Genomic DNA, 26544 nt, shown 5'->3' on the forward strand with positions numbered 1-26544 from the left:
GGCTGATCGCCATGGCTGCGTTTGCGCCTATGGCGCTGATACAGCTGTTTTCTGTCCCCGGGCTTGATTTGAGCGCCGGAAGGATGGCGAGCAGCAGGCCGGCAATAGGTGACGAACCGACGTCCGGTCTATGGGGTGCTGAAGACGGTGCAAATCAATACGCCGTCCGAGGTCCTGTTGAGCATCAGTGAGCTCTCACGCTCCGGCCCGCGCCCTCAGGTATCAATATGCCCGCCGGGCGCATCATCTGATTGACGACATCGCCCGTCCGAAGCGTGAATTGCTCGACCCGCCCGTCAACACCGGCGCGGATATAGGTCTTGTCGAGATCGACCTGCGCCTCGGCCATCGCGGCCTCTGCGCTCGCCTTCTCGGCGGGCAGCAGCGTGGAGATGCGCAGCACCGCGGTCTCCCGCACCGCGTTCGCGGCATCGATGCCTGCCTGTCTGTGATCGACGGCGACCTGCAGCTTCTCGATATCGCGCTGCGGCACGATGCCGGGATTACGGCGCTGCAGTTCGCTCTTGGTGTCCAGTTCGTCCTTGGCCTGCTGCCAGGACGCCTTGGCCTCGCCGGCCTGCGCTTCGGCCTTGACCACATCGGCCCGCGCGCTGGTCAGCGACGCATCGACCTCGGTGACTTTCCGCTTCGCCGTCTCCAGCGCGGCCTGCTGCTTCGAATTATCGAGCCTGAACAGAACATCGCCCATCTTCACGGGGGCGCTGTAGCCGACATTCACTTCGGCGACGCGGCCGGCCACCTCAGGCAGGATGGGCACGGTGCGGAAGTAGATCGCCGCCGAGGTGGTGGAAGGATGATAGTAGAAGATCTGGCGACCGCTGCGGGCGCGAGCTCCACATCGTCCCTCGCAACCATGTCAAGGGCGGTCATCGGCAGAAGTTCTCTTGCCCCTCAGTGGCCAAGTTCTGGAATTTCGGCTAGTTGAATCTGCGTGGCAATGCAATTAGGACGGCATGTCCGTCCTCGAGAGGACAAGGTCATGAAATTGTCGTCAAGGTTTGTCGCGCCCTCCGCCATAGCTTTCCTGTCAACTGTCTTGCTGAGCGGCCCTGCTGCGTCGCAAACCGCAACTGGCTCCAGCGCCCCGCTTCCCTCCATCACGGTCGACGCGCCGAAGCAGGCGGCAAGGCCAATCAGGCCGAAGGAGGTCGCAAGCAGCAGGGTGGCTGCTCGCCGGACATCGTCAACCGGTCACGCGTCATCCTCAGGCGCGCGAACGCCGTCGCCTGCGCCGGATACAGTCTTGGGGCGGATCGCCAGTCTGGAGAAGGTCGCCAGCAACTGCAACGGTGGTTGCGAGTCCAGCCTCCCCCACGGCAAAGACCCCTGGGTTGGGTGCAGCGAATCGGCGGGCGGACAAGCCTATGGACCCTTCTCGTCAACGTGCAGGGACAACCTCACCTACAAATCCTACGTGGATTGCGTCGAGACGAAATGGTTCCTGGGCGAGTACCGAAATAGAGCCTACTGGCTTTGCAGCAGCCTCCAGGCCGCCGGGAAGTTTCAAGTCGCCGACCTCAAGCGATCAAGACGTCCGCACTAGAACGTTTTCGAGCCGTTGATCGCGTGGGCCAACGACGACATTGTAAATGCTTCACATGGACGCAGCAAACCCGCTGCGTCCATGGATGGCAGCCAGCATGGCCGCCGCTCGCCTGTCCTCACCGCGATGCGGTGCTGATGTTCTCGCCAAAGAACTTCCATGTCTTGCCGTCGAACTTCGCGAGCTTGAACGTGTCGAAGGTGGAATAGTCCGTCGGCGACACCGATACCGTGATGCCGGGAAGCAGTAGCGGCAGCGAGACCTTGCTCAGGTTGGTGGCCTGCTTCAGCAGATTCTCGCGCGTCAGCACGTCACCGCAGTTCTTCAGGATGATGGCCGTGAACTGCGCGGACAGATAACCGATCTGGTTGCTGCCATCGATCGGATTGCCTTCGGGATACCACTGCTTCATGAACGCGAGATAGTCCTGCACGCCCTTGTCGGTGTCCCACGCGGGGTCACCGACCACCTTGGTCGCCAGCGCCGTCATGAGGCCGGTGGATGCTTCGAGGCCGGCAGGCTCGAGCACACCGCCGATCGAGCTCGCGACGGACACGATGAAGTGCGTCGGCTTCCAGCCGAGATCGGCAATCTTGCGGATCGCCTGCGCGCCGAACTTCGGCGTCGTGATCGTCATCAGTACGTCGGCGCCCGCGGCTTTCAGATTGACGATCTGGGAATCGATCGTGGGATCGGTCACCTCGTAGCTGAGCTCCTTGACGATGAGACCGGCCTTCTCTCCCAGCCCCTCCTTGAAGCCCTTCAGATAGTCCTTACCGAAGTCGTCGTTCTGGTAGATCACGCCGATCTTCGCGTTGGGTAGCTCCTTGGCGATGTACTTGGCGTAGATCTTCGCTTCCTGCGCATAGGGCGGATAGAACGGCGTGGTCCACGGGAATTCCTTCGGATCGTTCCACTTCGAGGCCCCGGTGGAGATCAGCAGATGCGGGATCTTCTTGCCGTTCAGATATTTTTGGATCGACGAATTCGTCGGCGTGCCCAGTGAGCCGATATTGGCAAGGATCTCATCCTGCTCCACTAGCTTGCGTGTCTGCTCCACCGTCTTCGGCGGGCTATAGCCGTCGTCCATGCTCAGCAGCGTGATCTTCCGGCCGTTGATTCCGCCCTGGCTGTTGATCATCTTCCAGTATGCGGCTTCGGCCCTGCCCTGCGTGCCATACGCCGAAGCCGGACCGCTGTAGGGCATGGTCTGCCCGATCTTGATTTCGGTATCGCTGGCGCCGGGATCGTATTTCTTGTCGGCAGAAAGAACCGCCGACGTGGAAACAAGGCTGAGCGCGGCGACGGCCGCGAGCGTGATGCAACGCATGTGTTCTCCCCATTCGCGTCGCTGTTTGCCGCGACGTCCGGCGAGATCATGATCAAGCCCGCGTGAGATGTCGACCCCTGAAGTCGGGACGTTGACCTGCCTTTGGACCTGCCCTTGGCGCTTTAGCTTGTTGTGTGAGCATGATCTCCGCGCAAACGCCTTGCGTTTGTCGCGAGGGAAAACCGCTTCGCACTTTTCCGGATCATGCTCTAGGCGTCGAGCGTCACAGCCCCATCCAACCAATCACGGCTCCGAACGTTGCCCAGAGCGTCCATCCGAGCCCGAGCAGGCAGATCAGTGCAGCCGCCATCGCAATCGTCAGCAGCAGGCCGTCCTCCTGCAGGTAGGCGACCGCGATCAGGACGACCACCATTCCCGGAATGACGTTCACCAGAGGCAGCGGCCAGCCTGCCGAGAAGGCGAGGAGAAACACCACCAATCCGACGAGGCGGTCGATCACGTCGCGACGCGCGTCCCAGCGCGGCCGGCTGACGCGCTCGATCGCCTGCAGCATCGGACGGACAAGGACGGTGAACCGCTTGAAGCGCTTGAAGTCGAACTGTCGCTTCGACAGGAAGCGCGGAAACGATGGCGCGCTGCGGCCACGCATCATCTCGACCGCCGGAAACAGCAGCGCCAGCGTCGCAACCGTCGCGACGCCGGGGATGATGACCAGCAGCCCCAACAGCAGCAGGAGCAGGCCGAACGACCGCTTGTCCAGGTTGCTGAGGAGCCATTCGAGATCGACGGGGCCGTCCGGTGCTTGAGCGACGAGTTCCTCAAGAAGTTGGGACGTGTGCGTGGGCGCCAATGGGGCTCCGGACGAAGGGGACATAGCTGCCAAAGTGGTCAGACTCGGCATCGATTGCAACAGCTGCCGAAGCAGACTAGGAAGCATGGGTGACCAACGATTCCGACCAGGCATGGCAGCACCATGCGCCGTCAAGCCCGATTCCCGCCACGCGGCGCCGCTGGCCGTGGTTCCTGCTGATCGTCATCATCGCCTGTGCGGGCGCCGGGGGTGTCTACGCCTGGCCGCAGATCGCGCCGCTGGTCCCGTCCCTGGGCAACGCTGCCGCCAGCGACAGGGTGGCCGCAGGCGACAAGGAGACGTTGCCGGATCTGCTCGCCACCCAGCAGAAGCTCGAGGATGACATCGGCGCACTCGGCAAGTCGGTGGCGGACCAGCAGGAGCAGCTGAAGGCCGTCGTCGACCAATTGGCCAGCCTGACGTCGAAGGTCGACGCGCTCCAGCGCCCGGCTCCGGCTCCCGTGCCGTTGCCGGCCACGGCAGCGGCCGACCAGCCGCATGCACCGGTCGCGCAGGCTGTCCCGAAGCCCCGAAAGCCGCCGCCGGTTCGGGCGCCAAAACCCGCTGGTCCGATTTCAACCGGTGGCGCGCCGCTCAACGTGGCACCCGGCGCCAGGGATCGCTGAGCCGCGCTGCGATCAGCGCAAGATCAGCGCAACCAGTTGGTGATGGCGGCCTATCCGCTGGGCCGCTCCATGCCCGCCCGCTTGATTGCTGCGCGCAGGATAGCGGTATCCGAGGAAAGAAAATCGATCAGGCGCCTGGCTGCGTCAGGCGCCTTTGAGTCGCTGACGACAGCGGCGGTGAAGGTCTGGACAAGCTGTAGCTCTGCAGGCAGCAGGCCGACGACCTCGATGCCGGTCTCCTGCACCAGCTCGCTGGTCGGCCCAATCGAGAAATTCGCCTTGCCCGCGCGGAGCGCTTCGGCGGCCTCGGTTCCACGCGCCTCGAGGGTGAGTTGCACCGTGTCCGGCAGGTTCAGCCTGGGGAAGACCTTGTCGCGAACGAACTGTCCGCTCGTGCTGCTTGGCGCCACCACCTGGCCCGCATCGATCAAAGCCTGTCTCAGCGCAACAGCGTTGCCGATGTCCGGCTTCGGAGCGCCTGAGCGAACCGCGGCCGCCAAGGGCGCCGTCGCGAGGCCGATGTCGGATCCCGCGCGAATCCGCCCGTCCTCGTTCAGCGTGCGCAGTCCCTCTCGCGAAAGGATCACCACGTCCGCCTTCGCGCCGTGCGCGAGCTGGTGCCTGATCGTTTTCGGACCGGTGCCCTCCGATGCGCCGGATCCGGTTTCCACCTTGATGCCGGTGCTGCGCTCGAATTCGGGCAGGACTTCCTGGTAGACCGCCGCGAAGCCGCCGGAAATGATGACCTTGATCGTGTCCGGGGTATCGGCGATTGGCAGCGTCAAGGCAGCAGAACCATGTCGGCAGCCCGTTGGCTCATTTCTGAAGGTTTGCGGCGAAGAGCTTGGCCGCCTCGGCCTTCGATTCCTGATCGGCCTTGGCGTCGTATCTGAGCGGCAGGTTGAACTTCTTGCCGAGCTCGGTGGCTTCGGGGTTCGTGAACGCGTGCACGGCGCCGGGATACTCGATGATCCGGTAATTGGCCTTCGCTGCGTCAAAATCCTTCTTCAGCGCATCGTACTCCTCGCGCTTCACGAACGGGTCGTCCGCGCCGTTCAGGATCAGGATTTTCGCCTTGACGGTGCCCGGCGCCGGTGCGGGAGTATTGAGACCGAGCGTAGCGTGAAAGCCGGCAACGGCGGCGAGATCGGCGCCCGTGCGCGCCATGTTCAGAACCACCGCGCCGCCGAAGCAGTAACCGACGGCGCCGATCCGCTGCGGATTGACCGAGGCCTGCTTGGCGAGTTGCTCCCGCGCGGCGTTGAAGCGCTGCTCCATCACCTTCGCATCCTTCATCACCGACCCCGCGAGCGTGCCGGCGTCCTTCGGGTTGTCGGCGGTCTTGCCGTCGCCGTACATGTCCGCAATGAAGGCGACGTACCCCTGCTCCGCGAACTTCCGCGCCTCGCTATGGATATGCGGGGTGATGCCCCACCATTCGTGCACCATCACGATGCCGGGCCGCTTGGCCTTCGTCGCGTCGTCATAGACGACGAAGCCCTTCATCGTGGTCTCCCCGTCCGAGTAGGTGACCGGCTCTTCCTTGACCGCGGCGTGTGCGCTCGCGACCATTGCGATGGCGCAAAGTGCTCCGACGATGATCGTTCGCATGCTGATCTCCCCGCGGGTTGGCGTCGCCGCGTTGCATTTGTTTCTTGCGTAGCCCGGACGGCTATTCCGCCGCCGTCCGGATATCGATTTTCTCGGCGCGGACGGCGCAGAACTTGAACTCCGGAATCTTGCCGAACGGATCGAGCGCCGGGTTGGTCAACAAATTCGCCGCCGCCTCCGCGTAGCAGAACGGCATGAAGACCATGTTCTCGGGCACGTCGCGGTCGGCGCGCACCTTGACCTCGACCGCGCCGCGGCGCGTCTCGAGGCGGATGAAGTCGCCCGGCGCGAGCCCCTTCTTGCGCATGTCCTTCGGCGTCATGAACGCGACCGCTTCGGGCTCGATCTGGTCGAGCACCTGCGCGCGGCGCGTCATCGACCCGGTGTGCCAGTGCTCGAGCACGCGCCCGGTCGACAGCACCATCGGGTACTCGTCGTCGGGCAATTCGTCAGGCGGGATCACCTTGGCCGGCACGATCTTGCCGCGGCCGCTCTCGGTCGGGAAACCCGTGGTGAAGATGATCTCATTGCCCGGCTTGTCGGGATCGTCGACCGGATAGGTCACCGCGCCCTCGCGGACCAGCCGCTCCCAGGTGATGTTCTTCAGTGACGGCATCAGCTGCGCCATCTCGGTGAACACCTCTCCCGGCCCGGCATAATTCCAGGGCAATCCCATCCGCTTGGCAATTTCCTGGATGATCCAGAGATCCTGCCTTGCATCGCCCGGCGGCTTGATCACCTCGCGCGCCAGCTGGACGCGGCGGTCGGTGTTGGTGAAGGAGCCGGACTTTTCGGCGAACGCCGAGGCCGGCAGGATGACGTCGGCATGGAACGCCGTCTCGGTGACGAACAGGTCCTGCACCACGAGATGATCGAGCTTGGCCAGCGCCTGGCGCGCGTGCTGCAAATCCGGATCGGACATCGCCGGATTTTCGCCCTCGACATACATGCCGTGGATTTCGCCGGCGTGGATCGCGTTCATGATCTCGACGACGGTCAGCCCGCGCACCGGATCGAGCTGCTGCCCCCACAGCTTCTCGAAGGCGCCGCGCATGTCGTCGCGGCCGACCGGCTGATAGTCCGGCAGGAACATCGGGATCAGGCCGGCGTCGGAGGCGCCCTGCACGTTGTTCTGGCCGCGCAGGGGATGCAGCCCGGTGCCGGGGCGGCCGACCTGGCCGGTGATCAAAGCCAGCGCGATCAGGCAGCGCGCATTGTCGGTGCCGTGGACATGCTGGCTGATGCCCATGCCCCAGAAGATGATCGACGATTTGGCGCGGGCATAGGCACGCGCCACCTCGCGCAGCGTCTCGGCGGGAATGCCGCAGATCGGCGACATGCGCTCCGGCGTGAACTCCTGGATCTTCGCCTTCAGCTCGTGATAGCCCTCGGTGTAGCCGGCGATGTACTGCTCGTCGGTCAGGCCTTCGGTGATGATCGTGTGGATCATCGCGTTCAGCATCGCGACGTCGCTGCCCGGCTTGAAAGCGAGGTGCTGCGTGGCGTGGCGCGACAGCGCCTGCCGGCGCGGATCCATCACGTAGAGCTTGGCGCCGCGCTTGGCCGCATTCTTGATGAAGGTCGCGGCGACCGGATGGTTCACGGTCGGATTGGCGCCGATCACCCAGATCACCTCGGCGTCGGCCGCGGCCGAGAACGGCGCCGACACCGCGCCGGAGCTCAGTCCCTCGAACAAGGCCGCCACCGACGAGGCGTGACACAGCCGCGTGCAGTGATCGACATTGTTGGAGCCGAAGCCAGTGCGGACCAGCTTCTGGAACAGATAGGCTTCCTCGTTCGAGCCCTTGGCCGAGCCGAACCCGGCGAGCGCCTTGGCGCCCTTCTCATCGCGGATTTTCTTCAAGCCGGCCGCGGCAAGATCGAGCGCCTCTTCCCAGGATGCCTCGCGGAAATGGGTGTAGGGATTGGCCGGATCGACCTGGTCGTTGGCATCCTTCTGCACGCCCGGCAGCCGCACCAGCGGCTTGGTCAGCCGGTTCGGGTGGTGGATGTAGTCGAAGCCGAAGCGACCCTTGACACAGAGCCGGTTGTGATTGGCGGGACCATCACGGCCTTCGGCGTAGATCACCTTCTCGTCCTTGACCTCGTAGGTGACCTGGCAGCCGACGCCGCAATACGGGCACAGCGAGTCCACCTTGCGGTCGGGATAGACGACGCGCGTCTGCTTGTCGTCGAGCATCACTGCCGGCATCAGCGCGCCGGTCGGACACGCCTGGACGCATTCGCCGCACGCGACGCAGGTCGATTCGCCCATCGGATCGTCGAAGTCGAACACGATTTTCGAGCCGTGACTACGATAAGCCATGCCGATGACGTCGTTGACCTGCACCTCGCGGCACGCCCGCACGCACAGGCCGCACTGGATGCAGGCGTCGAGATTGACGCGCATCGCCGGGTGGCTGGTGTCGGCGTGCCAGCGTTCCGTGGCGGGGAAGCGGCTTTCGGTGACGCCGGTCTTCTCGGCCCAATGCCAGAATTTCGAGTCCGGATCGTGCGAGGTCTCGCGCGCCGGCTGATCGGCGACGAGCAGCTCCATCACCATCTTCTGCGCCGCGACGGCGCGCTGGCTGGCCGACTTGACCTTCATGCCGACCGAAGGCGTCCGCTTGCAGGAGGCCGCCAGCACGCGCTCGCCTTCGATCTCGACCATGCAGGCGCGGCAATTGCCGTCCGGCCGATAGTCCGGCTCCGGCGAATAGCAGAGATGCGGGATCTCGGTGCCCTGGCGCTTGGCGACCTGCCAGATCGTTTCGCCGGCCCGTGCCTCAACCTGGTGCCCGTCGAGCTCGAACTGGATCGTCTGGCCGGAGTTGTGATCGTTGCTCATTCAAATCCTCGTGGAAGTTCGCCTGCTCGACCCGCCTACTCGGCGGCTTGCTGCGGACGAAACCCGTCCGGAAAATATTTGATCACGGAGGTCAGCGGATTGGATGCCGCCTGACCGAGCCCACAGATCGACGCGTCACGCATCGCCTGGCTCAATTGGTCGAGCAGCTCCTTGTTCCAGACGGGTTGCTGCATCAAGAGCGCCGCCTTCTCGGTTCCGGCGCGGCAGGGCGTGCATTGCCCGCAGCTCTCGTCCTCGAAGAACTTCATCAGGTTCAGCGCGGCCTCCCTGACGTCATCGGCCTGCGAGAGCACGATGACAGCGGCGGAGCCGATGAAGCAGCCGTATTTCTCCAGCGTGCCGAAATCGAGCGGGATATCGTCCATCGAGGCCGGCAGGATGCCGCCGGACGCGCCGCCCGGCAGATAGGCCTGCAGGGTATGGCCGTCGGCCATGCCGCCGCAGAACTCGTCGATCAGCTGGCGCAGGGTGATGCCGGCCGGCGCGAGCTTGACGCCCGGATCCTTGACACGTCCCGACACCGAGAAGCTGCGCAGGCCGTGGCGCTCGTTGCGGCCGTGGCTTTTCCACCAGTCGGCGCCCTTCTCGACGATATCGCGCACCCACCACAACGTCTCGATGTTGTTGATCAGCGTCGGCAGGTCGAATAGCCCGACCTGGAACGGATATGGCGGCTTGTGCCGCGGCAGGCCGCGCTTGCCCTCGATCGATTCCAGCAGCGAGGATTCCTCGCCGCAGATATAGGCGCCGGCACCGCGCCGCAGATGCAGCACTGGACCACCCGGCGGAAGTTTTGCGATCTCGCGCGCAAGGATCTCGCGGCAGGCCGGGTACTCGTCGCGGATGTAGATGTAGACTTCGGGCGCCTCGACCACGTGGGCCCCGATCAGCATGCCCTCGAGGAAACGATGCGGATCGGTCTCGAGATAGTAGCGGTCCTTGAACGTGCCGGGCTCGCCTTCGTCGCCGTTCACCGCCATCAGCCGCGGCCCGGGCTCGCCGAGCACGGCGCGCCACTTGCGACCGGTCGGGAAACCGGCGCCGCCGAGACCGCGCAGCGACGCATCGTCGAGCGCCTTCAGCAGGTCTTCCCGCGGCAGCTCGCCCGAGCGCAGGCGCGCCAGCAGTTTGTATCCGCCGTCGGCGACATAGGCGTCGTAATCGACGTAAGGCGGGAGATGCACATGGGTGTCGCCGCTCTTCGCCGCCGCGAGCACGTTGCTGACGGTCGCATGATCGACGAAGTTGTGGCCGACCTCCGCGGTGGGTGCGGTGTCGCATCGGCCGACGCACGGCGCCCGCACGACGCGAATGCCGGGGCCGGCGCGGCTCTGGAGATCCCTCAGCAGCTTCTCGCCGCCGAGCATCGCGCAGGTCAGCGAATCGCAGACACGCACGGTAAGCGGCGCAATGTCAGGCTCGCCTTCCTTCACGATATCGAAATGCGCATAGAAGGTCGCGGTCTCGAACACTTCGGCGAATGACAGCCGCATCTCGTCGGCGAGCGCCGCAAGATGCGCCGCCGAAATCTGATGGTATGTGTCCTGGATCAGATGGAGGTATTCGATCAGCAGGTCGCGACGCCTCGGCCGGTCCGCGAGCAGCGCCTCGATCTCATGTGCGGCCACGGGGTCGACCTGGCGCCCCTTGGGCGTGGCTTTCGCCCGCTTCCTGCCTTGTCCGGGATGCTCGAACGCGCGGACCTTGTGAACGTCGTCTCCACTCATGAAACCTCGCCTAGGAACCCGGCTTTGCGCAAGTTGCGCCGGTTCAACCCAACTCTATTCTCTGGCATGCCACAGGCAAGCATATTTAGAACGCCTCTAGCAGCGTCGGGTTGCCGCGCAGGCCGTTGTTAATGTTTGCCTATCGGTCGATCTGAATTCCCAATCGCGCGAGCGGCCGGCTCGCGCGATCTCGACCGCGTCTGCGGCCTCAGAACAGGTCGGCGTAGCCGAGAAAGCCGACCGCATCGCCCGGCTCGACCCGCACGATGGACTCGCCGAGCTCGATCAGCCCATCCGTCTCGATCAGCGACGACAACAGGCCGGCCCCTTCGCGGGGAAACTTGGTCGCCTCCAGCGCGCCGTCCGCCGCCCGGCGCAGCGAGGCGCGGACATATTCGCGGCGGCCGCTCTTCTTCTTGTAGCTGAAGGCGGCCCGGACCGGCGTCGGCAGCAAGGCAGACGGCACGGCGCCCGACAGCGCCAGCACGGTCGGCCGCACGACATGGACGAAGGTGACGAAGCTCGCCACCGGATTGCCGGGCAAGCCGATCAGCGGCGTGCCCTCGATGATTCCCATCGCCACCGGACGGCCCGGCTTGATCGCCATCCGCCACAGCACCAGCGAGCCGGCCTGCTCGATGCCGGCCTTGACGTGATCCTCTTCGCCGGTCGAGACGCCGCCGGTGGTCAGGATCAGGTCGTAGCGTCGCGCGGCCTGCTTGAGCGCATCGGCGAGCCCGACACGTTCGTCGCGCAGGATGCCGAGATCGCCGACCTCGCAACCGAGCCGCCGCAACATCGAGATCAGCATGAAGCGGTTGGAATCGAACAATTGAGCTTCAGCGCGCGGGCTCCCCGGCGCGGCCAGCTCGTCGCCGGTCGAGAACACCCCGACACGCAGGCGCCGCACCACATCGAGCGTGGTGAGCCCGAAGGCCGCGGCGACCGCGATGTCCTGCGGGCGCAGCCGCCGGCCCGCCGCCAGTGCGATATGGCCGCGCGGGATATCTTCGCCGGCCGGACGCACATTGGCGCCGGCCTTCAGGCCTGACGGCAGGATCACGTTGCCCGCATCGTCGATCCGCACGTCCTCCTGCATGAACACGGTGTCGGTGCCGTCGGGCATCGGCGCACCGGTGAAGATCCGCACCGCCTGGCCGGGCCGCGCGGCCGTTGCCGGCACTCCCGCCTGCACACGCCCGGCGACGGGAAACGCGCGCTCACCGCTCGCCGGCAGGTCCGTGCCGGAGACCGCGTAGCCGTCGACGGCGGAATTCATGAAAGGCGGCAGCGGCAGCGGCGCGGCCACGTCGTGGCTGAGGATGCGTCCGTCGGCGTCGACCAGGGCAACGGCTTCCGTCTCGCCGACAGGTTTCACGCGCGAGGCAATGATCGCGACGGCCTCGTCAACCGACATCATCGGTCCGCCGAACGCGAAGCAGTCGTCGGAAAGCTGCGCCATGATGTCCCTCAGTCCTCGGCCATCGACAAGATTTGTTCGACCCACATCGCGAACCGCGGCATTATCCTCAAAGCCGGACCATCCGTGACGAATCCCTGGCAGTTCCGGCGAAGCGGCGGAGAGTGGCCAGTCCGTCTCCGATCGTGCTTATATCCCCTGCTTCGCTGCCATGTGAACCCATTGGGACGCCGACCTGTGACCGAGACGACCACCGCTCCCATTATTGTTCCGGACCCGGACGCCCCGCGACTGACGGAGCGCGTCATCGGCATCGATCAGACCGGCGCGCCGATCGAGATCAGGGTACCGGTCGAGCGGCCGCTGACGCTGTACCTCAACGCGCAGGAGATCGTCACGATGATGACGATCAACGACTATCCCGAATACCTCGCGCTCGGCTACCTCCTGAACCAAAACATGCTCAAATACGACGACGTCGTCACCGAGGTCGAATATGACGACGACCTCCAGGTGGTGGTGGTCCGCACCGCGCACCACACCAATTTCGAAGCGAAGCTGAAGAAGCGGACGCAGACCTCGGGCTGCGCCCAGGGCACGGCGTTTGGCGACCTGCTCGAAGCCGTCGAGAAGGTCGCGCTGCCGAAGGCCGAGCTGCGGACCTCGTGGCTCTACCAGATGACGCACACCATCAACACGATGCCGTCACTCTATCTGGAAGCGGGCGCCATCCACGGCTGCGTGCTGTGCAAGGAGAGCACGCCGGTCTGCTACACCGAGGATGTCGGCCGGCACAACGCCGTCGACAAGATCGCGGGCTGGATCTATCGCCACAATGTCGATCCGGCCGACAAGATCCTCTACACCACCGGACGGCTGACTTCCGAGATGGTGATCAAGACGGTGCGGATGGGCATCCCGATCCTGGTCTCCCGCTCCGGCTTCACCGCCTGGGGCGTCGATTTGGCGCGGCAGGTCGGATTGACCTTGGTCGGGCGCGCGCGCGGCAAGCGCTTCATCGCGCTGTCGGGCCAGGAGCGGATCGTCTACGATCAGAACCTCGACTATGTCGAAGAGGAATCGATGCGGCACAAGCGCAAGGGCGAGGCCGACAATGACTGATATCCCGGGGACCGACATCCCGGGCGTGCTGCTGGCCGGCGGCCTCGCGCGGCGGATGGGCGGCGGCGACAAGCCGATGCGCAAGATCGCCGGCCGGACCATTCTGCAACGGGTGATCGACCGTCTCGCCCCGCAATGCACCGGGCTGGTCATCAACGCCAATGGCGACCCCGCGCGCTTCGCCGCCTTCGGCCTTCCGATCGTCGCCGACGATGTCGCCGATTATCCAGGCCCCCTCGCCGGCATCCTGGCCGCGCTCGACTGGACCGCGGCCAACCGGCCGAATGCGAAATGGGTGCTGAGCGCGGCGGGCGACTGTCCGTTTCTCCCGCGTGATCTTGTCGCACGCCTCGAGCAGGCGCGCGCAGCAGAGAATGCCGAGCTCGCGGTCGCCTCATCCGGCGGGCAGGTGCATCCGGTCATCGGTCTCTGGAGCGTGCGCTTGCGGAACGAGTTGCGCCATGCGCTCGTCGAGGAGGACGTGCGCAAGATCGATCGCTGGACCGCGCGCTATCCGCTGGCAACAGTCGAATGGCCGACCGAGCCGCTGGATCCGTTCTTCAATGCCAACACCGTCGAAGACATCATGGAAGCCGATCGCCTCGCCGCACTCGACGGCGGCTGAGACGCGCGCCGCTTGCGTCCGGAACGGACATCCCCGGCTGCGAGCACGCACGCAGCTAGCCGAGCTGTCCGCCGGCCCACCCTCTCCGACCCGTTTCCACGGCGCGCAGATAGTCCAACATCAGGCGGCCGGTTCCGGACAAATGCGCGGCATCGCGGACCACGATCTTCAGCTCGCGCCGCCCCCAATCGTCCCGCAGGGGGATGGCACGAAGACCCATGCCGGCGCCGACGACCGCGAAGGCGCGATCGGGGATCAGGCCGAGCCCCATATTGGCCTGCACCATGCGGCAGACCGCATCGAAGCCGGGCACGTTGATGCGCAGCCGCATCGTCTTGCCGGCTTGCGTCGCCGCATATTGCGAGCGCAGATAGATCGAGCTCGCAGTGTGCAGGCCGATGTGGTCGAAATCGAGCGTCTCGGTGAACAGCAATTTTTCGCGACCGGCCAGGGGATGGTCCGGCCGCATCACGACCACCAGATTGTCGTAGCGATAATGGAAGGCTTCGAGCGCGCGGCTGTCGGCCTCGGCCGAGCAGATGCCGATTTCGGCCGCGCCCTCCTCGATGCCACGCACCACCTGCCCGCTCGGCCGCTCCTGCAGATCGACGCGGAGCAGCTCATGCGCCGCGAAGAATGCTGAGAGGTCCTCCGGCAAATACTGCACGATCGCCGAGAGGTTGGCGAGCATGCGGACATGGCCGCGCACGCCTTGCGAGTATTCCGACAGTTCGACGGCGATCTTCTCGACATTGAGCAGCGTGACCCGGGCATGATGCAGCAGCGCCTCGCCGGCCGGCGTCAGCGCCATGCCCTTGGCGAGCCGCTTGAACAGCGTGACGCCGAACGCGAGCTCGAAATCGTTCATCCGTTTCGACACCGCCGACGCCGCGATCCCCTCGCGCTGCGCGGCGCGGGTGAGGTTCTGCTCGTCGCAGACGGCGACGAAGAGGCGGAGCGTGGTGAGGTCCACCCGGCGCGTCAGCGCGGTCTCCGCCGGCGTGGCGGCGCGCGAAATGTTGTCGACGTCGATGGAGGCAAGCGGCATGGGCGGCGTCCCCGGGAAAGACCGCAGGGTAGCGCTGGAGATGGCGCGGAAGATTCCAAAGCAGTGCGAAATGAGACGGATCGTTGGGAAATGATTCCAACAATGAGCTTGGTGGGCAGATTCTATCCTAAGCTGATCCGTCAGGCGACGAAAGCGCTATATTCGGTTCATTCTTTTCGCGCGCGAAGAGGTGGACGCGCTCTTGCAGCGCATCGATGATGCGATCCAACTCCTCTGTTCCAAATATCTCCATTCTTTCGCAGCGAGACAGCCAGTCCCACTGCGTCTCTGATCACGCGGACAAGCACAAACCCCTGAATCTTTGTCGATAAATGCCGCGGCGGATTGACTCAGAGCCGTCCGGAATAGCTCGCGAGCAGCTTCACGAGATCGGCCTGTCGCTTCGTGGCGGTCTTTTCATAGATGCGATGCAGATGAGTCTTGACGGTTTGCTCGGAAATGCCGAGCACCGGGGCGACTTCGGGCACGCCGCCGATCTCGACGATCGCGAACATGACCCGAACCTCCGCTGGCGTCAGCCTGAACTCGTCGGCGATAGCCTCGGGCGGTGACGGCAAATCCAGCTCGGCCTTGCGGACGAACACAGCCGCCGCTGCCGAGTAGGAAACTCCGGCCTTGCGGCGCGCGCCCGAGGTCAAGGGCAGCACATGAGCGACGTAGCGCTCGCCGGTGCGCGCGGTCAGCGGCATCGCGATCCCCTTCTTTCCGACGGCCGCATCGCCCGCCTGGGCCGCCGCGAATATCTCAAGCAGATGCCGGTTGCCCTCGGGATCAAGCGCTGCGATCCGGCCGCGGTTGGAACGCAGCACATTGGCCTCGGCGATCAGGCGATGGGCGCTGGCATTGGCATGGATGATGCGGCCGGTCGAATCGACAATGAACATGCTCGAGACGAGTTCGTCGAGACTGTCCGCCAGCGCCGCTGCCTCGACGCGATGGAGATCGATGACCTTGCCAATCAGCATGGCGCGCCGGACGTGCGGCGTGATCAGTTCGAACCGTTGGCGCATGCGGTCGTCGACCTGGCCCTGCCCGGCGTGACGCATGGCGGTGAACAGTGCGCAGCTCGTCACGCCCTTTTCCAGGTTCGAAAACAGGCCGTCGGTCAGGCCTTGCGGCAACAGCCATTCGCGAAAGAAGCGCGTCCGAACGAACTCCTCGCAGGAAATCACGTCGGGGACGGCGACCGGCTGCTCCACTTCGAAAAAGACGACGCCCGGAAAGATCGGATTGATCTTGCCGTACCCCTCCCGATAGAGCTTGAAATAGTGCGGCGCGTCGGACTCGCGGCCCCACCAGAACAGCGCGTCCGTTGCCCTGCTGACCGAGTCCTGCGAATGCAGGCTGGCGGAGGCCGCGCCGATATAGCCGCAGATACTTTCAAACGCGCTCGGCCACAGTGCCGGGTCGAGCGAAGCATCGTAGATGTCGCCGATGACCCGCGACAGTTCGTCAGCTTCACGCATGTCGGTGGCTCCAGCCTGCTGAACCGACCCCTGCATCGTAGCACGTCCGGGGAGCCGGCAGCCAGCACCTCAATCGATCGGGTGACGCGGCGACCGCACGGATCCGGCAAGTTACGACCGTCGGGTAACCCGCATAACGCCAGCGACTGGTAGGGCTGAGTTCCGACACGGACGGGAGCACAGGCCCTGTAGGGCAACCCAACTGACCCGTGAGATCAGGAGAGGATCATGCGTGACGAAGCCAAGATCAAGTTGCGTGAGAGCCTGCGCGGTACCGTCATCGAACGTGGCGAGGCCGACTACGACGAAGCCCGTGCGCTCTATAATGGCATGATCGACAAGCGGCCATTGCTGATCGCCCGCTGTGCCGATGTCGCCGACGTGATCGCTGCGGTGACGTTCGGCCGCGACAATGACCTGCCAATCGCGATCCGCGGCGGTGGCCATAACGGGCCCGGCCTCGCCAGCGTCGATGACGGGCTGGTCATCGACCTCTCCGCCATGAAGGGCGTTCGCGTCGACCCGGTTACTCGCCAAGCGCGGGTCGGTGCCGGATGCACCCAGGGCGACGTCGACCATGCCACGCACGCGTTCGGCCTTGCGGTGCCGGCCGGCATCATCTCGACGACCGGGATCGCCGGCCTGACCCTGAGCGGTGGCCACGGCTATCTCACCCGCAAATACGGCCTCACCATCGACAATCTGGTCGAGGCCGACGTTGTGCTCGCCAATGGCAGCTTCGTCGTCGCCAGCAAGGACAACAACCCTGATCTGTTCTGGGCGCTGCGCGGCGGCGGCGGCAATTTCGGCGTCGTCACCTCCTTTGTGTTCCAGCTCCACCCCGTCAACATGGTGTTTGCCGGGCCGATCGCCTGGGACCAGAAGCAGGCGCGCACCATCATGCAGCGCTATCGCGACTTCCTGCCGGCAGCACCGGAGGAACTCGGCATTTTCCTCGGGCTCAAGACGGTTCCGTCCAGTCCGCCGTTTCCGGAAGAGCTTTGGGGAAAGCCCATCTGCCTCCTGATGTGCTGCTATGACGGCCCAGAGGATGCGGCCAAGAAGGCTCTGGCGCCGTTGCTCGATGCACTGCCGGCACCGTGGCTAAACTGGATGGGGACGATGCCGTATCCGGCGGTGCAGAGCATGTTCGACGGGCTCTACCCCAAGGGCATGCAATGGTATTGGCGTGGCGATTTCGTCAAGACGCTGCCGGACGCCGCGATCGACATCCATCTCGAGCAGGCCGCGCAAGCGCCCAGCGAATTGTCGCTCATGCATCTCTACCCGATCGACGGCGCGGTGCATCGCGTCGGCAACGGCGAGACCGCATGGAATTGCCGCGATGCGACCTGGTCGATGGTGATCGCCGGCATCGATCCGAATCCGCAAAAGGCGGGGCCGCTCACCCGATGGACCAAGGCCTATTGGGAAGCGGTTCACCCGTTCGACCTCGGCGGCGCCTACCCGAATTTCATGATGGATGATGAGGGCGACGGCCGCCTCAAGGCAACCTACGGGTCCAACTATGCGCGACTGGCGGCGGTGAAGCGCAAATATGACTCCGCCAATCTGTTCCGGGTCAACCAGAACATCAGGCCTGCTGCCTGATGCAGCGGCCGGCGATATTGCGAAGGTGAAGGCTTCGCGAAGGTGATCCAACAAAAAACGCGGCGCCGAGGCGCCGCGTTTCCGAATGCTTTGATCGCGCGAACCGTCAGCCCGCGACCTTGGACGCCGGCACGTCGCGCTGGCGCTTCATCACGATCTTGTTCAGCGCGCCGAGATAGGCCTTGGCGGATGCGACCAGCGTGTCCGGATCGGCGGCGCGCGCGGTCATCGAACGGCCTTCATGGGCGAGACGCACCGAGACTTCGGCCTGTGCGTCGGTGCCTTCGGTCACCGCGTGGACCTGGTAGAGCTCCAGCTTGGCCTCGTGCGGCACCAGACGCTTGATGCAGTTGAAGACGGCATCGACCGGGCCGTTGCCCTCGGCTTCCTCGATCTTGATCTGGCCGTCGACGTCGAGCTTCATGGTCGCGCGCTGCGGGCCATGGGTGCCGGCGATCACGGTCAGCGAGGCCAGCTTGATGCGGTCGTGCGCGGCCGCCATCTCCTGGTCGACCAGCGCCTCGATGTCCTCGTCGTAGATGTCCTTCTTGCGGTCGGCCAGCGCCTTCATCCGCGTAAAGGCATCCTCCAGCTGGTTGGCGCCGAGCTTGTAGCCCATCTCCTCCAGCTTGTGGATGAAGGCGTGGCGGCCGGAATGCTTGCCGAGCACCAGCGAGGACTGCTTCAGGCCGACCATCTCGGGCCGCATGATCTCGTAGGTCGAGGCATCCTTCAGCACGCCGTCCTGATGGATGCCGCTCTCATGCGCGAACGCGTTGCGGCCGACGATCGCCTTGTTGTACTGCACCGGGAACGAGGTGGCAGCCGACACCACCTTCGAGGCGCGGGTCAGCTGCGTGGTGTCGATCTTGTTCCAGTACGGAAACTTGTCGTTCCGCACGTTGATCGCCATCACGATCTCTTCCAGCGCGGCATTGCCGGCGCGCTCGCCGATGCCGTTGACGGTGCATTCGACCTGCCGCGCGCCGCCGAGGATGCCGGCCAGCGAGTTCGCCACCGCCATGCCGAGGTCGTTGTGGCAGTGGACCGAGAAGATCGCCTTGTCGGAGTTCGGCACCCGCTCGATCAGCGTCCGCATGAAGTGGGTGTATTCCTCGGGCACCGTGTAGCCAACGGTGTCGGGGATGTTCACCGTGGTGGCGCCGGCCTTGATCACGGCTTCGACGATCCGGCACAGATAGTCCATCTCGCTGCGGGTGCCGTCCTCGGCCGACCATTCGACGTCGTCGATCTGGTTGCGGGCGCGGGCGACCATCGCGACCGAAGTCTCGATGACCTCCTCGGGGGTCTTGTTCAGCTTCACGCGCATATGCAGCGGCGAGGTCGCGATCACGGTGTGGACGCGGCCGCGGCGAGCGAACTTGACGGCTTCGGCGCAGCGGTCGATGTCGGCCGGATGGGCGCGGGACAGGCCCGCGATGACCGCGTTCTTGGAGCGGCGGGCGATCTCGCTGACCGCCTGGAAGTCGCCTTCCGAGGTGATCGGGAAGCCGGCCTCGATGACGTCGACGCCCATATCGTCCAGCAGCTCGGCGACCTCGAGCTTCTCCTCGAAGGTCATGGTGGCGCCGGGGCACTGCTCGCCGTCGCGCAGGGTGGTGTCGAAAATGATGACGCGGTCCTTCTCGGACTTGTTCACGGTGGCCATGTGAGAAATTCCTTTAAGCTTTGCGCCCGTCATGTTGCTTGGGCGATATCAGGGTCCGGTGATCTCGTACAAACCCCTGAGTGCCCAGGCGCAAACGCCCAGCCGGCCCTCAGGGGCAGGTAAGAAGAAGGCCGCCAATAAGCAGGGTGGGCGCCGCGGCCGGGATCGCGGCGGTAGCCTGGGCTACCTCCCTCGAAATCCCATCGATTTGGCCGCGAATCAGCATTGCCAGACCCTGTTGAGCGCCGAAATCCTCGGTCAAAACCCTTGACGGTTGGTTGCCGGGACGCGCTATGCGCCGTCGTTCTAGACGATTATGGCAAGCCGCCGCAATGGGTAAAGATGGTCAACGGGGTTGACCTATCGTGCCGCATGGCTCGGCGCGCCCGGCCCCGTCCCTGTCCCCTCACCTCCGCCCGCGCGAAGACGCGCGCAGGCTCGACGGCGAGCGGCCGTAGAGACCGGCGAAGGCGGCGTTGAAACGGCGGACGCTGCCGAAGCCGGCGCGGAAGGCGATCTCGGTCATCGCGTCGTCGGTGGTGTCGATCAGCCGCTTGGCGCGCTGCACGCGGCGGGTGGTCGCGACCTGCTGCGGGCTGGCGCCGACGTGGCGCTCGAACAGCCGCCCGAGGTGGCGCGAGGTGATGCCGAGCCGGTCGGCCAACGCAGCAACCGAGCCGCGCTCCAGCGCGCCGCCGTCGATCAGCTTCAGCGCACGCGCAACCGTGGAGCGCGTGCCGTTCCACGCAGGACAGAACGGCGCGGTTTCGGGACGGCAGCGCAGGCATGGCCGATAGCCCGCCGCTTCGGCCGCGGCGGCCGTCGGGTAGTAGGTGACGTTGCGCGGCAACGGGTGCTTCACCGGACAGACCGGGCGGCAATAGATCCGCGTGGTCTTCACCGCGGTGAAGAAACGGCCGTCATAGCGCGCGTCGCGCCGCAGCCGCGCAGCGTTGCAGACCTCGAAGCTGAGCATGGCCGCACACTAGCGCATCGCGCGATCGGCGAAAGTGGCCGGCGGTGATGAGGTCCGATTCCGGCCAGCGTGAACCGCAGCGCTGACCTAGATCAAGCCGATCGATCACCCCTGGAGACATCGCAATGACGAACCCGACCAACAAGCAAACCGTCCTCAACGCCTGGCAGACGTTCAGGACCCGCGACGCCAACCTGATCGCCGCATTGTTCGCGCCGGATGCCGAATGGATCGCGCCGGCCCGCAACGCCACCGCGGTCGCGCTCGATCACACCGATCACATGATCGGCGCGGAGGCGATCGCGCGCTTCATCTCGACCGAGACGCATCGCCTGTTCTCCGAGATCGACATCGCGTTCCGCGCCGTTCATGCCGACGGCGACAGCGTGATCGTCGAGGAGCGCATGCGCGCGACGCTGCCGGACGGCCGGCGCTATGACAATGACTACTGCTTCGTCTTCGTGGTCGAGGCAGGCCGCATCAAGCAGGTTCGGGAATACATGGACACGCGCAAGGGCTGGCAGATGGTGTTCGGAGAGGCTGCGGCGTGACGACGGCGGCGTGCGGCGCGATTCGAGCGTGACTTCGCCCGCCTTCTCGCGAGGGGAAGGCTTCCTTTCCCTTGCGGGTCGCGCAGCCTGATTGGCACCGACTAACCTATCCGCACCGCCATGGCCGGGCTCAGCCGTCCGAAGCACGGCGTCGCTTCCGCTCGCCTATGTCCCGGCCAAAACACGAACGCAGCGAAACCTTTCCTACACCATGACAGCATCTGCGGCATCGACCGGCGACAGCTGTGGCGCTTACGCGGCCGGGTAAATCAATCTTTGCTCAACTGGTTGCATCTAGTGTGCCGGCGGCGACCGGGTGTTAGGGCGCGTCCTTTGGTTGGTTAAGGAGATATCAGGATCATGCCCACGACGAACCTGGCCGATGGACCCCATCAGCGCCAAGCCGGCTTCAATCTCTTCCTGGTCGGATTCCTGATCCTGTTCCTCGAACTGGCCTGCATCCGCTGGTTTTCGGCCAAGGTCGTGTTCCTGCAATTCTTCACCAATATCGTGCTGCTCGCGGCCTTCCTCGGCATGTCCTGCGGCTGCCTCGCCGCGCGGCGGACCACCAACTGGCTTGCGCTGTTCCCGGGGCTCGCCCTCGTGACCTTCGCCGCCGTGGCCACGATCATGGCGCTGTATTCCAACTGGGGCCAGTTCGCGGTCGACGTCGGCCATCAGGCCTCGCCCCAGGAGGTGTTTTTCGGCACCGAGTATCGCAACCCGGATCTCGCCAAGTTTGTCGTGCCGATCGAGGCGATCGCCGGGCTGTTCTTCGTGCTGATCGCGCTGATGTTCGTGGGCCTCGGCCAGACGCTCGGCCGCGCCTTCGACGCCTACCCGAACCGCGTCGCCGGCTATTCGCTGAATATCGGCGGCAGCCTCGCGGGCATCGTCGGATTCTCGCTGCTGTCGTTCGCGCAGGCGCCGCCGGTGGTCTGGTTCGGCATCAGCTGCGCCGGCATCGTCTACCTGCTTTACCAGGACAAGGCGCTGTCGATCCTGCGCCTTGCAACGATCATCATCGTGGTGGGATTTACCGCCTACTACACCGATCGTTCCGGCAGCCACGACATCCGCTGGTCGCCCTACTACGCCGTCGACCTCAACAAATCGAACGGCGTGATCACCGTCAACAGCATCGGCCATCAGGAAATGATGCCGTTCAGCGAGCGCGGCTCGTCCTACTCGCTGATCCATCTGCTGCAGAAGCACAGCGGCGGCGCGCCGTTCAAGGACGTCATGATCATCGGCGCCGGCTCCGGCAACGACCTGTCGCACGCCTTGCGCTTCGGCGTCGAGCGCATCGATGCGGTCGAGATCGATCCGGTGATCCAGAACATCGGCATCCACAACCATCCCGACAAGCCCTATCAGGACCCGAGGGTGGTGCCGCATCTCGACGACGGCCGGCATTTCCTGCGCACCACCGAACGCAAATACGATCTGGTGGTATACGCGCTCGTCGACTCGCTGATCCTGCACAGCGGCTACGCCAACATCCGCCTCGAAAGCTATCTGTTCACCGAACAGGCGTTCCAGGACGTCCGCCGCGTGCTGAAGCAGGACGGCGTCTTCGTCATGTACAACTACTATCGCCAGGGCTGGATCGTGCAGCGCGTCGCCGAGATGGCCAAGCAGGTGTTCGGCTGCGATCCGCTAGTGCTGCCGCTGCCCTACAAGGAAACGCTGACCTCGTCCGAAGCGGTCGGCTTCACCACCATCATCGCGGGCTGCAATCCGCGCATCTCGACCGCGTTCCGCGACCGCGGCCAATTCTGGTTGAACAGCATTCCGCCGGAGAACCTCGCGGTCAACGGCTTCGACAAGCCGCAAGAAAAGGGACAGGACAAGGGACAGGACAAGGCTGCCGCCCAGCACGGCGACTGGGTGCCGCTGGCGCCGGCGAAACTGGTGGTCGACAATGAAGGCGCCAGGCAATCGACCAGCGACGACTGGCCGTTCCTCTATGTCAGCGGCAGGCTGATCCCCGATCTGACCGTTCGCTCGATGATCCTGCTCGGCGTGCTCGGGCTTGGCCTGGTCTATCTGTTCAAGCCGAAGGGCGCCTGGCGGCCCAACAACCGGATGTTCTTCCTCGGCGCGGCATTCATGCTGCTCGAAACCAAGGCGGTGGTGCAGATGGCGCTGTTGTTCGGCAGCACCTGGCTGGTCAACTCGGCGGTGTTCTTCACCGCGCTGCTGCTGATCCTCGCCGCCAATTTGTACGTGATCAAGGTGCCGTCGACCCGGCTGGCGCGGCACTATGCCGGGCTGCTGGCGCTGCTGGCGGTCTCGGTACTGGTGCCGCTGGACACGTTCCTGAGCGGCGGCATCGTCTGGCGCTACGTGATCCCGTGCGCGCTGGCGCTCGGCCCGATGTTCTTCGCCGGCGTGATCTTCGCCCGCTCGTTCCGCGACGAAGCCAATCCCGATCAGGCGTTCGGATCCAACATCGCGGGATCTGTCATCGGCGGCCTCGCCGAATCGTGCTCGACCCTGCTCGGCTTCCGCTATCTCCTGATCGTCGCGATCGGCTTCTATCTGCTGTCCGCCTGGATGCCGTCGCGCAAGGGATAGCGATCGCGCGGCACGAACGGCAGACGGCGCGCGCTACTTCTTGGCGGGCGCCTTCTTCTCGGTCGCCGCGCCCTTGCCTTCCGCCTCCAGCGCCGCGCGGACGCGCTTGAATTCGCTGAGGTCCGCCTTGTCGACCTCGGGGAATTTCAGCTCGAGCCTGTCGAGCGCATTGACGATGGTCGAGCCGATCACGACGCGGGCAAACCATTTGTGATCGGCCGGCACGATGTGCCAGGGCGCGTCCCCGGTCGCGGTGTGGTGGATCATCTCTTGATAGGCGGCCTGATATTTGGCCCACAGCGCACGCTCGGAGACGTCGGCCATCGAGAACTTCCAGTTCTTGGCCGGCTCCTCGAGCCGGTCGAGGAAGCGCCGGCGCTGCTCCTCCTTGGAGACATGCAGGAAGAATTTCAGGATCACGGTGCCGTTGCGCGACAGATAGCGCTCGATCGCGGAGATGTCCTCGAAGCGCTCGCGCCAGATGTTCTTGGTCACCAGCCGTTTCGGCAGCTTCTGCTTGGCGAGCACATCGGCATGAACGCGCACGACAAGGCATTCCTCGTAGTAGGAGCGGTTGAAGATGCCGATGTGGCCGCGCTCCGGCAGCGCGATCATGGCGCGCCACATGAAATCGTGGTCGAGCTCCTTGGTCGAGGGCTGCTTGAACGAGAAGACCTCGCAGCCCTGCGGGTTGACGCCCTCGAACACGCTCTTGATCGCACTGTCCTTGCCGGCGGCATCCATGCCCTGGAAGATCAGGAGCAGCGACCAGCGGTCCTGGGCGTAGAGCTTCTCCTGGAAGTCGTTGAGCCGCGTGCGGTTGGCCTCGATGATCTTGCCGCCGACGTCCTTGTCGATGCCGCCCTTCTCGGCGGTCGGATACGACTTCAGGTGAAATTCGCCCGAGCCGTCGAAGCGGAACGGCGCGACAAAGGGTTTCAATTCATCGGCGAGCGATGGGGACGGTTTGCTGCTCATGGCCTCTCGACGGCTTGCGTGGCGATTTGATCCGGTCGATCACGCTACCAAGAATGCCCTTGGGCAGGAAGATAATGAACAGCACCAGCAGCACGCCATAGACCAGATTGTCCCAGCCGACCGCCTTGGTGCCGAACGAAATGCGCAGTACCTCGGCCAGCACGATGGTGATGATGGCGCCGACCGTCGGCCCCAGCGCGACATAGACGCCGCCGACGATCGCCGCGAACACCATCTGCAAGGACACCGCGATACCGCTCACCGTGTCCGGCGAGATGAACATCTGGTACTGGCAATAGAGCGCACCGGACAGCGCGGTCATCAACGCGCTGATCAGGGTGATCTTGAGCTTCTCGGCAGTGACGTTGACGCCGGCCGCGGCGGCGGCGTCCTCATCTTCGGAGATCGCCTCCATGGCATGGCGGATCATGCTGCGGTCGATCGCGCGCCAGATCACGAGGCCTGCGACCCAGACCGCGAGCGCGATCAGATACCAGGTGGTCTTGTCGTCGAATTGCAGCGCCAACAGCCCCTTGCCGCTCGGCGCGCGCTGCGGCGTGTAGCCGAGCGAGCCGCCGGTATAGTCGCGGGTCGCGGTGATGACTTGCAGCACGATGCCGGACAGCGCCAGGGTCACCAGCACGAAATAGTGCCCGGTGATGCGGAAGCGGAAGCAGGGATAGGCGACGACGAGCGCGAGCACGCCGGCGGTTGCCATGCTCAGGGGAATCCCGATCCAGGGCGAGACGCCGAGATGATTCCAGAGCAGCGCGGTGACATAGGCGCCGATGCCCATGAAGCCGCCATGGCCGAGCGAGACCAGGCCGAAGCGGCCCATGATCGACCACGACGTATAGGCGAACGACCAGATCAGGATCAGCACCAGCACGTGCAGGTGATAGGGATCGCGGTGCACGAAGGGCAGCGCGACGAGCGCGAGCAGCGCGATGATCCAGCCGGCGGCCTGCCTGTTCACGAGCGCCTCGCCAGGAGGCCCGCGGGCCGGATGAACATCATGACGATGAAGAAGGCGAATGCCAGCACGTAGCCCCATTCGAGATCGGAGAACAGGCCGCCGAGCGAGATGATCTCGGCAAACACGAAAGCGGCAATGAAGCCGCCGATGAAATTGCCGAGGCCGCCGAGCACGCAAATCAGGAAGGTGATCGGCCCGAACGACAGCCCGACGAACGGATGCACGTCATATTGCAGCACCAGCAGGCACGCCGCGAGCCCGGCGAGCCCGCCGCCGATCGCCGAGGTGACGAGATAGATGCGCTTGGGATCGACGCCCATCAGCGGCATGATCTGGCGGTCCTGCGCGATGGCGCGGATCGCGGTGCCGGTGAAGGTGCGGGTCAGGAACAGATAGACGCCGACCATGCCGACCAGCGCCGCGCCGAACGACAATAGTCGCGCGTAGCTGAAATTCATCTCGCCGAGCGCCAACACCGGCAGGCGGATGCCGAGATTGCGGAAGTCGATGCCGAAGGCGACGGTGGCAAAACTCTGCAGGATGAACAGCACGCCGCCGGTGGCGAGCAGCTGGTTGATCGGCGGCGCCGTCAACAGCGGCGCGATGACGAAGAAATGCAACGCGGCGCCGAGCAGCGCCACCAGCAGGATGACGAGCGGCGCGGCCGCCCAGTACGGCAAATGAAAAACCTGCACGAGATAATACATGCCGTACATGCCGATCATCACGAGCTCGGCATAGCAGATCCAGGTGACGTCGATGACGCCGAAGATCAGGTTGAGCCCGAGCGCTAGGAGCGCCAGCACGCCGCCGAGCAGGATGCCGTTGATCACGGCCTCCAGCAGGTAGATGTCGAAAATGTCGAGGAAGGATTGCATGGCTACACCGGAGACCGTGACGTCATTATCCAGTTAGCCGTCATCCTGAGGTGCGCGCTCTCGCGCGCCTCGAAGGATGCACGGC

Annotated in this window: 20 protein-coding genes and 1 pseudogene; 6 read left to right on the forward strand and 15 right to left on the reverse strand. The window is 64.8% G+C overall.

Annotation, left to right across the window (positions count from 1 at the left end; translation table 11 throughout):
• Positions 1 to 202: 202 nt before the first annotated feature.
• The 3 genes and pseudogenes from AAFG13_RS13795 to AAFG13_RS13805 form a co-directional block, all read right to left on the reverse strand.
• Positions 203 to 829 (reverse strand): annotated as a pseudogene (locus tag AAFG13_RS13795) (biotin/lipoyl-binding protein); the annotation flags it as partial.
• Between the two features lie 853 nt (positions 830 to 1682).
• Positions 1683 to 2894: an ABC transporter substrate-binding protein gene (locus tag AAFG13_RS13800; protein ID WP_342712335.1), complete on the reverse strand. Its 1212-nt coding sequence runs from the start codon at positions 2892 to 2894 to the stop codon at positions 1683 to 1685.
• Positions 2895 to 3117: 223 nt separating this feature from the next.
• On the reverse strand, positions 3118 to 3705 hold the full coding sequence (locus AAFG13_RS13805) for an exopolysaccharide biosynthesis protein (protein ID WP_342712336.1): 588 nt from the start codon (positions 3703 to 3705) through the stop codon (positions 3118 to 3120).
• 89 nt (positions 3706 to 3794) lie between these two features.
• Between AAFG13_RS13805 and AAFG13_RS13810 the strand changes: the two genes are divergently transcribed.
• The gene (locus tag AAFG13_RS13810; protein ID WP_342712337.1) at positions 3795 to 4331 is read left to right on the forward strand and encodes a hypothetical protein; all 537 of its coding nucleotides are present in this window, start codon (positions 3795 to 3797) and stop codon (positions 4329 to 4331) included.
• 50 nt (positions 4332 to 4381) lie between these two features.
• Here the strand turns inward: AAFG13_RS13810 and AAFG13_RS13815 are convergent, their stop codons facing one another.
• The 5 genes from AAFG13_RS13815 to glp all read right to left on the reverse strand — a co-directional run bounded on the left by AAFG13_RS13815 (position 4382) and on the right by glp (position 12000).
• Positions 4382 to 5116: a substrate-binding domain-containing protein gene (locus tag AAFG13_RS13815; protein ID WP_342712338.1), complete on the reverse strand. Its 735-nt coding sequence runs from the start codon at positions 5114 to 5116 to the stop codon at positions 4382 to 4384.
• A 31-nt stretch (positions 5117 to 5147) separates the two neighbouring features.
• Complete coding sequence (locus AAFG13_RS13820) at positions 5148 to 5942, reverse strand: dienelactone hydrolase family protein (protein WP_249131681.1); 795 nt, start codon at positions 5940 to 5942, stop codon at positions 5148 to 5150.
• Positions 5943 to 6003: 61 nt separating this feature from the next.
• The gene (gene fdhF, locus AAFG13_RS13825) at positions 6004 to 8790 is read right to left on the reverse strand and encodes a formate dehydrogenase subunit alpha (protein WP_342712339.1); all 2787 of its coding nucleotides are present in this window, start codon (positions 8788 to 8790) and stop codon (positions 6004 to 6006) included.
• Between the two features lie 35 nt (positions 8791 to 8825).
• Positions 8826 to 10538, reverse strand: a complete 1713-nt coding sequence (locus AAFG13_RS13830; RefSeq protein ID WP_342712340.1) for an NADH-ubiquinone oxidoreductase-F iron-sulfur binding region domain-containing protein — start codon at positions 10536 to 10538, stop codon at positions 8826 to 8828.
• A 208-nt stretch (positions 10539 to 10746) separates the two neighbouring features.
• The gene (glp, locus tag AAFG13_RS13835; RefSeq protein WP_342712341.1) at positions 10747 to 12000 is read right to left on the reverse strand and encodes a gephyrin-like molybdotransferase Glp; all 1254 of its coding nucleotides are present in this window, start codon (positions 11998 to 12000) and stop codon (positions 10747 to 10749) included.
• 195 nt (positions 12001 to 12195) lie between these two features.
• Between glp and AAFG13_RS13840 the strand changes: the two genes are divergently transcribed.
• On the forward strand, positions 12196 to 13080 hold the full coding sequence (locus AAFG13_RS13840; RefSeq protein WP_212310430.1) for a formate dehydrogenase accessory sulfurtransferase FdhD: 885 nt from the start codon (positions 12196 to 12198) through the stop codon (positions 13078 to 13080).
• On the forward strand, positions 13073 to 13705 hold the full coding sequence (gene mobA, locus AAFG13_RS13845; RefSeq protein WP_212310431.1) for a molybdenum cofactor guanylyltransferase MobA: 633 nt from the start codon (positions 13073 to 13075) through the stop codon (positions 13703 to 13705). The genes AAFG13_RS13840 and mobA overlap by 8 nt, the downstream gene beginning before the upstream one ends.
• Positions 13706 to 13760: 55 nt before the next feature.
• Here mobA and AAFG13_RS13850 read toward each other — a convergent pair whose 3' ends face one another.
• The gene (locus tag AAFG13_RS13850; protein WP_212310432.1) at positions 13761 to 14753 is read right to left on the reverse strand and encodes a LysR substrate-binding domain-containing protein; all 993 of its coding nucleotides are present in this window, start codon (positions 14751 to 14753) and stop codon (positions 13761 to 13763) included.
• Between the two features lie 350 nt (positions 14754 to 15103).
• Entirely contained in the window at positions 15104 to 16240 is a 1137-nt protein-coding gene (locus AAFG13_RS13855) for a helix-turn-helix transcriptional regulator (protein WP_212310433.1), read from the reverse strand.
• Between the two features lie 228 nt (positions 16241 to 16468).
• Here AAFG13_RS13855 and AAFG13_RS13860 point away from each other — a divergent pair, with 228 nt between their 5' ends.
• On the forward strand, positions 16469 to 17851 hold the full coding sequence (locus AAFG13_RS13860) for an FAD-binding oxidoreductase (RefSeq protein WP_342712342.1): 1383 nt from the start codon (positions 16469 to 16471) through the stop codon (positions 17849 to 17851).
• Positions 17852 to 17957: 106 nt separating this feature from the next.
• Here AAFG13_RS13860 and AAFG13_RS13865 read toward each other — a convergent pair whose 3' ends face one another.
• Together AAFG13_RS13865 and AAFG13_RS13870 are read right to left on the reverse strand one after the other, a co-directional pair.
• Positions 17958 to 19520 carry a 2-isopropylmalate synthase gene (locus AAFG13_RS13865; protein ID WP_342712343.1) on the reverse strand — a complete coding sequence of 521 codons (1563 nt, stop codon included), beginning with the start codon at positions 19518 to 19520 and terminating at the stop codon, positions 17958 to 17960.
• Positions 19521 to 19926: 406 nt separating this feature from the next.
• Entirely contained in the window at positions 19927 to 20496 is a 570-nt protein-coding gene (locus AAFG13_RS13870) for an Ada metal-binding domain-containing protein (RefSeq protein ID WP_212310436.1), read from the reverse strand.
• A gap of 125 nt (positions 20497 to 20621) precedes the next feature.
• Between AAFG13_RS13870 and AAFG13_RS13875 the strand changes: the two genes are divergently transcribed.
• Both AAFG13_RS13875 and AAFG13_RS13880 read left to right on the forward strand, forming a co-directional pair.
• Complete coding sequence (locus AAFG13_RS13875; RefSeq protein WP_342712344.1) at positions 20622 to 21047, forward strand: nuclear transport factor 2 family protein; 426 nt, start codon at positions 20622 to 20624, stop codon at positions 21045 to 21047.
• Positions 21048 to 21407: 360 nt separating this feature from the next.
• Positions 21408 to 23627: a hypothetical protein gene (locus tag AAFG13_RS13880; RefSeq protein WP_342712346.1), complete on the forward strand. Its 2220-nt coding sequence runs from the start codon at positions 21408 to 21410 to the stop codon at positions 23625 to 23627.
• Between the two features lie 33 nt (positions 23628 to 23660).
• Here AAFG13_RS13880 and AAFG13_RS13885 read toward each other — a convergent pair whose 3' ends face one another.
• The 3 genes from AAFG13_RS13885 to AAFG13_RS13895 are packed head-to-tail and all read right to left on the reverse strand — an operon-like array spanning position 23661 to position 26459.
• Complete coding sequence (locus AAFG13_RS13885; RefSeq protein ID WP_212310439.1) at positions 23661 to 24605, reverse strand: polyphosphate kinase 2 family protein; 945 nt, start codon at positions 24603 to 24605, stop codon at positions 23661 to 23663.
• Positions 24571 to 25581, reverse strand: a complete 1011-nt coding sequence (locus tag AAFG13_RS13890; RefSeq protein ID WP_212310440.1) for a branched-chain amino acid ABC transporter permease — start codon at positions 25579 to 25581, stop codon at positions 24571 to 24573. Before AAFG13_RS13890 ends, AAFG13_RS13885 begins: the two co-directional genes overlap by 35 nt.
• Positions 25578 to 26459: a branched-chain amino acid ABC transporter permease gene (locus AAFG13_RS13895; protein ID WP_342712347.1), complete on the reverse strand. Its 882-nt coding sequence runs from the start codon at positions 26457 to 26459 to the stop codon at positions 25578 to 25580. Before AAFG13_RS13895 ends, AAFG13_RS13890 begins: the two co-directional genes overlap by 4 nt.
• Between the last annotated feature and the right edge of the window lie 85 nt (positions 26460 to 26544).

It is taken from the genome of Bradyrhizobium sp. B124, assembly GCF_038967635.1.
Taxonomy (GTDB): Bacteria; Pseudomonadota; Alphaproteobacteria; order Rhizobiales; family Xanthobacteraceae; genus Bradyrhizobium.

Coding starts and splice junctions, on each gene's coding strand:
- AAFG13_RS13800 (WP_342712335.1), bottom strand. CDS start 2,894: ATGCGTTGCATCACGCTCGCGGCCGTCGCCGCGCTCAGCCTTGTTTCC.
- AAFG13_RS13820 (WP_249131681.1), bottom strand. CDS start 5,942: ATGCGAACGATCATCGTCGGAGCACTTTGCGCCATCGCAATGGTCGCG.
- fdhF (WP_342712339.1), bottom strand. CDS start 8,790: ATGAGCAACGATCACAACTCCGGCCAGACGATCCAGTTCGAGCTCGAC.
- AAFG13_RS13830 (WP_342712340.1), bottom strand. CDS start 10,538: ATGAGTGGAGACGACGTTCACAAGGTCCGCGCGTTCGAGCATCCCGGA.
- glp (WP_342712341.1), bottom strand. CDS start 12,000: ATGGCGCAGCTTTCCGACGACTGCTTCGCGTTCGGCGGACCGATGATG.
- mobA (WP_212310431.1), top strand. CDS start 13,073: ATGACTGATATCCCGGGGACCGACATCCCGGGCGTGCTGCTGGCCGGC.
- AAFG13_RS13850 (WP_212310432.1), bottom strand. CDS start 14,753: ATGCCGCTTGCCTCCATCGACGTCGACAACATTTCGCGCGCCGCCACG.
- AAFG13_RS13855 (WP_212310433.1), bottom strand. CDS start 16,240: ATGCGTGAAGCTGACGAACTGTCGCGGGTCATCGGCGACATCTACGAT.
- AAFG13_RS13860 (WP_342712342.1), top strand. CDS start 16,469: ATGCGTGACGAAGCCAAGATCAAGTTGCGTGAGAGCCTGCGCGGTACC.
- AAFG13_RS13865 (WP_342712343.1), bottom strand. CDS start 19,520: ATGGCCACCGTGAACAAGTCCGAGAAGGACCGCGTCATCATTTTCGAC.
- AAFG13_RS13870 (WP_212310436.1), bottom strand. CDS start 20,496: ATGCTCAGCTTCGAGGTCTGCAACGCTGCGCGGCTGCGGCGCGACGCG.
- AAFG13_RS13875 (WP_342712344.1), top strand. CDS start 20,622: ATGACGAACCCGACCAACAAGCAAACCGTCCTCAACGCCTGGCAGACG.
- AAFG13_RS13880 (WP_342712346.1), top strand. CDS start 21,408: ATGCCCACGACGAACCTGGCCGATGGACCCCATCAGCGCCAAGCCGGC.
- AAFG13_RS13885 (WP_212310439.1), bottom strand. CDS start 24,605: ATGAGCAGCAAACCGTCCCCATCGCTCGCCGATGAATTGAAACCCTTT.
- AAFG13_RS13895 (WP_342712347.1), bottom strand. CDS start 26,459: ATGCAATCCTTCCTCGACATTTTCGACATCTACCTGCTGGAGGCCGTG.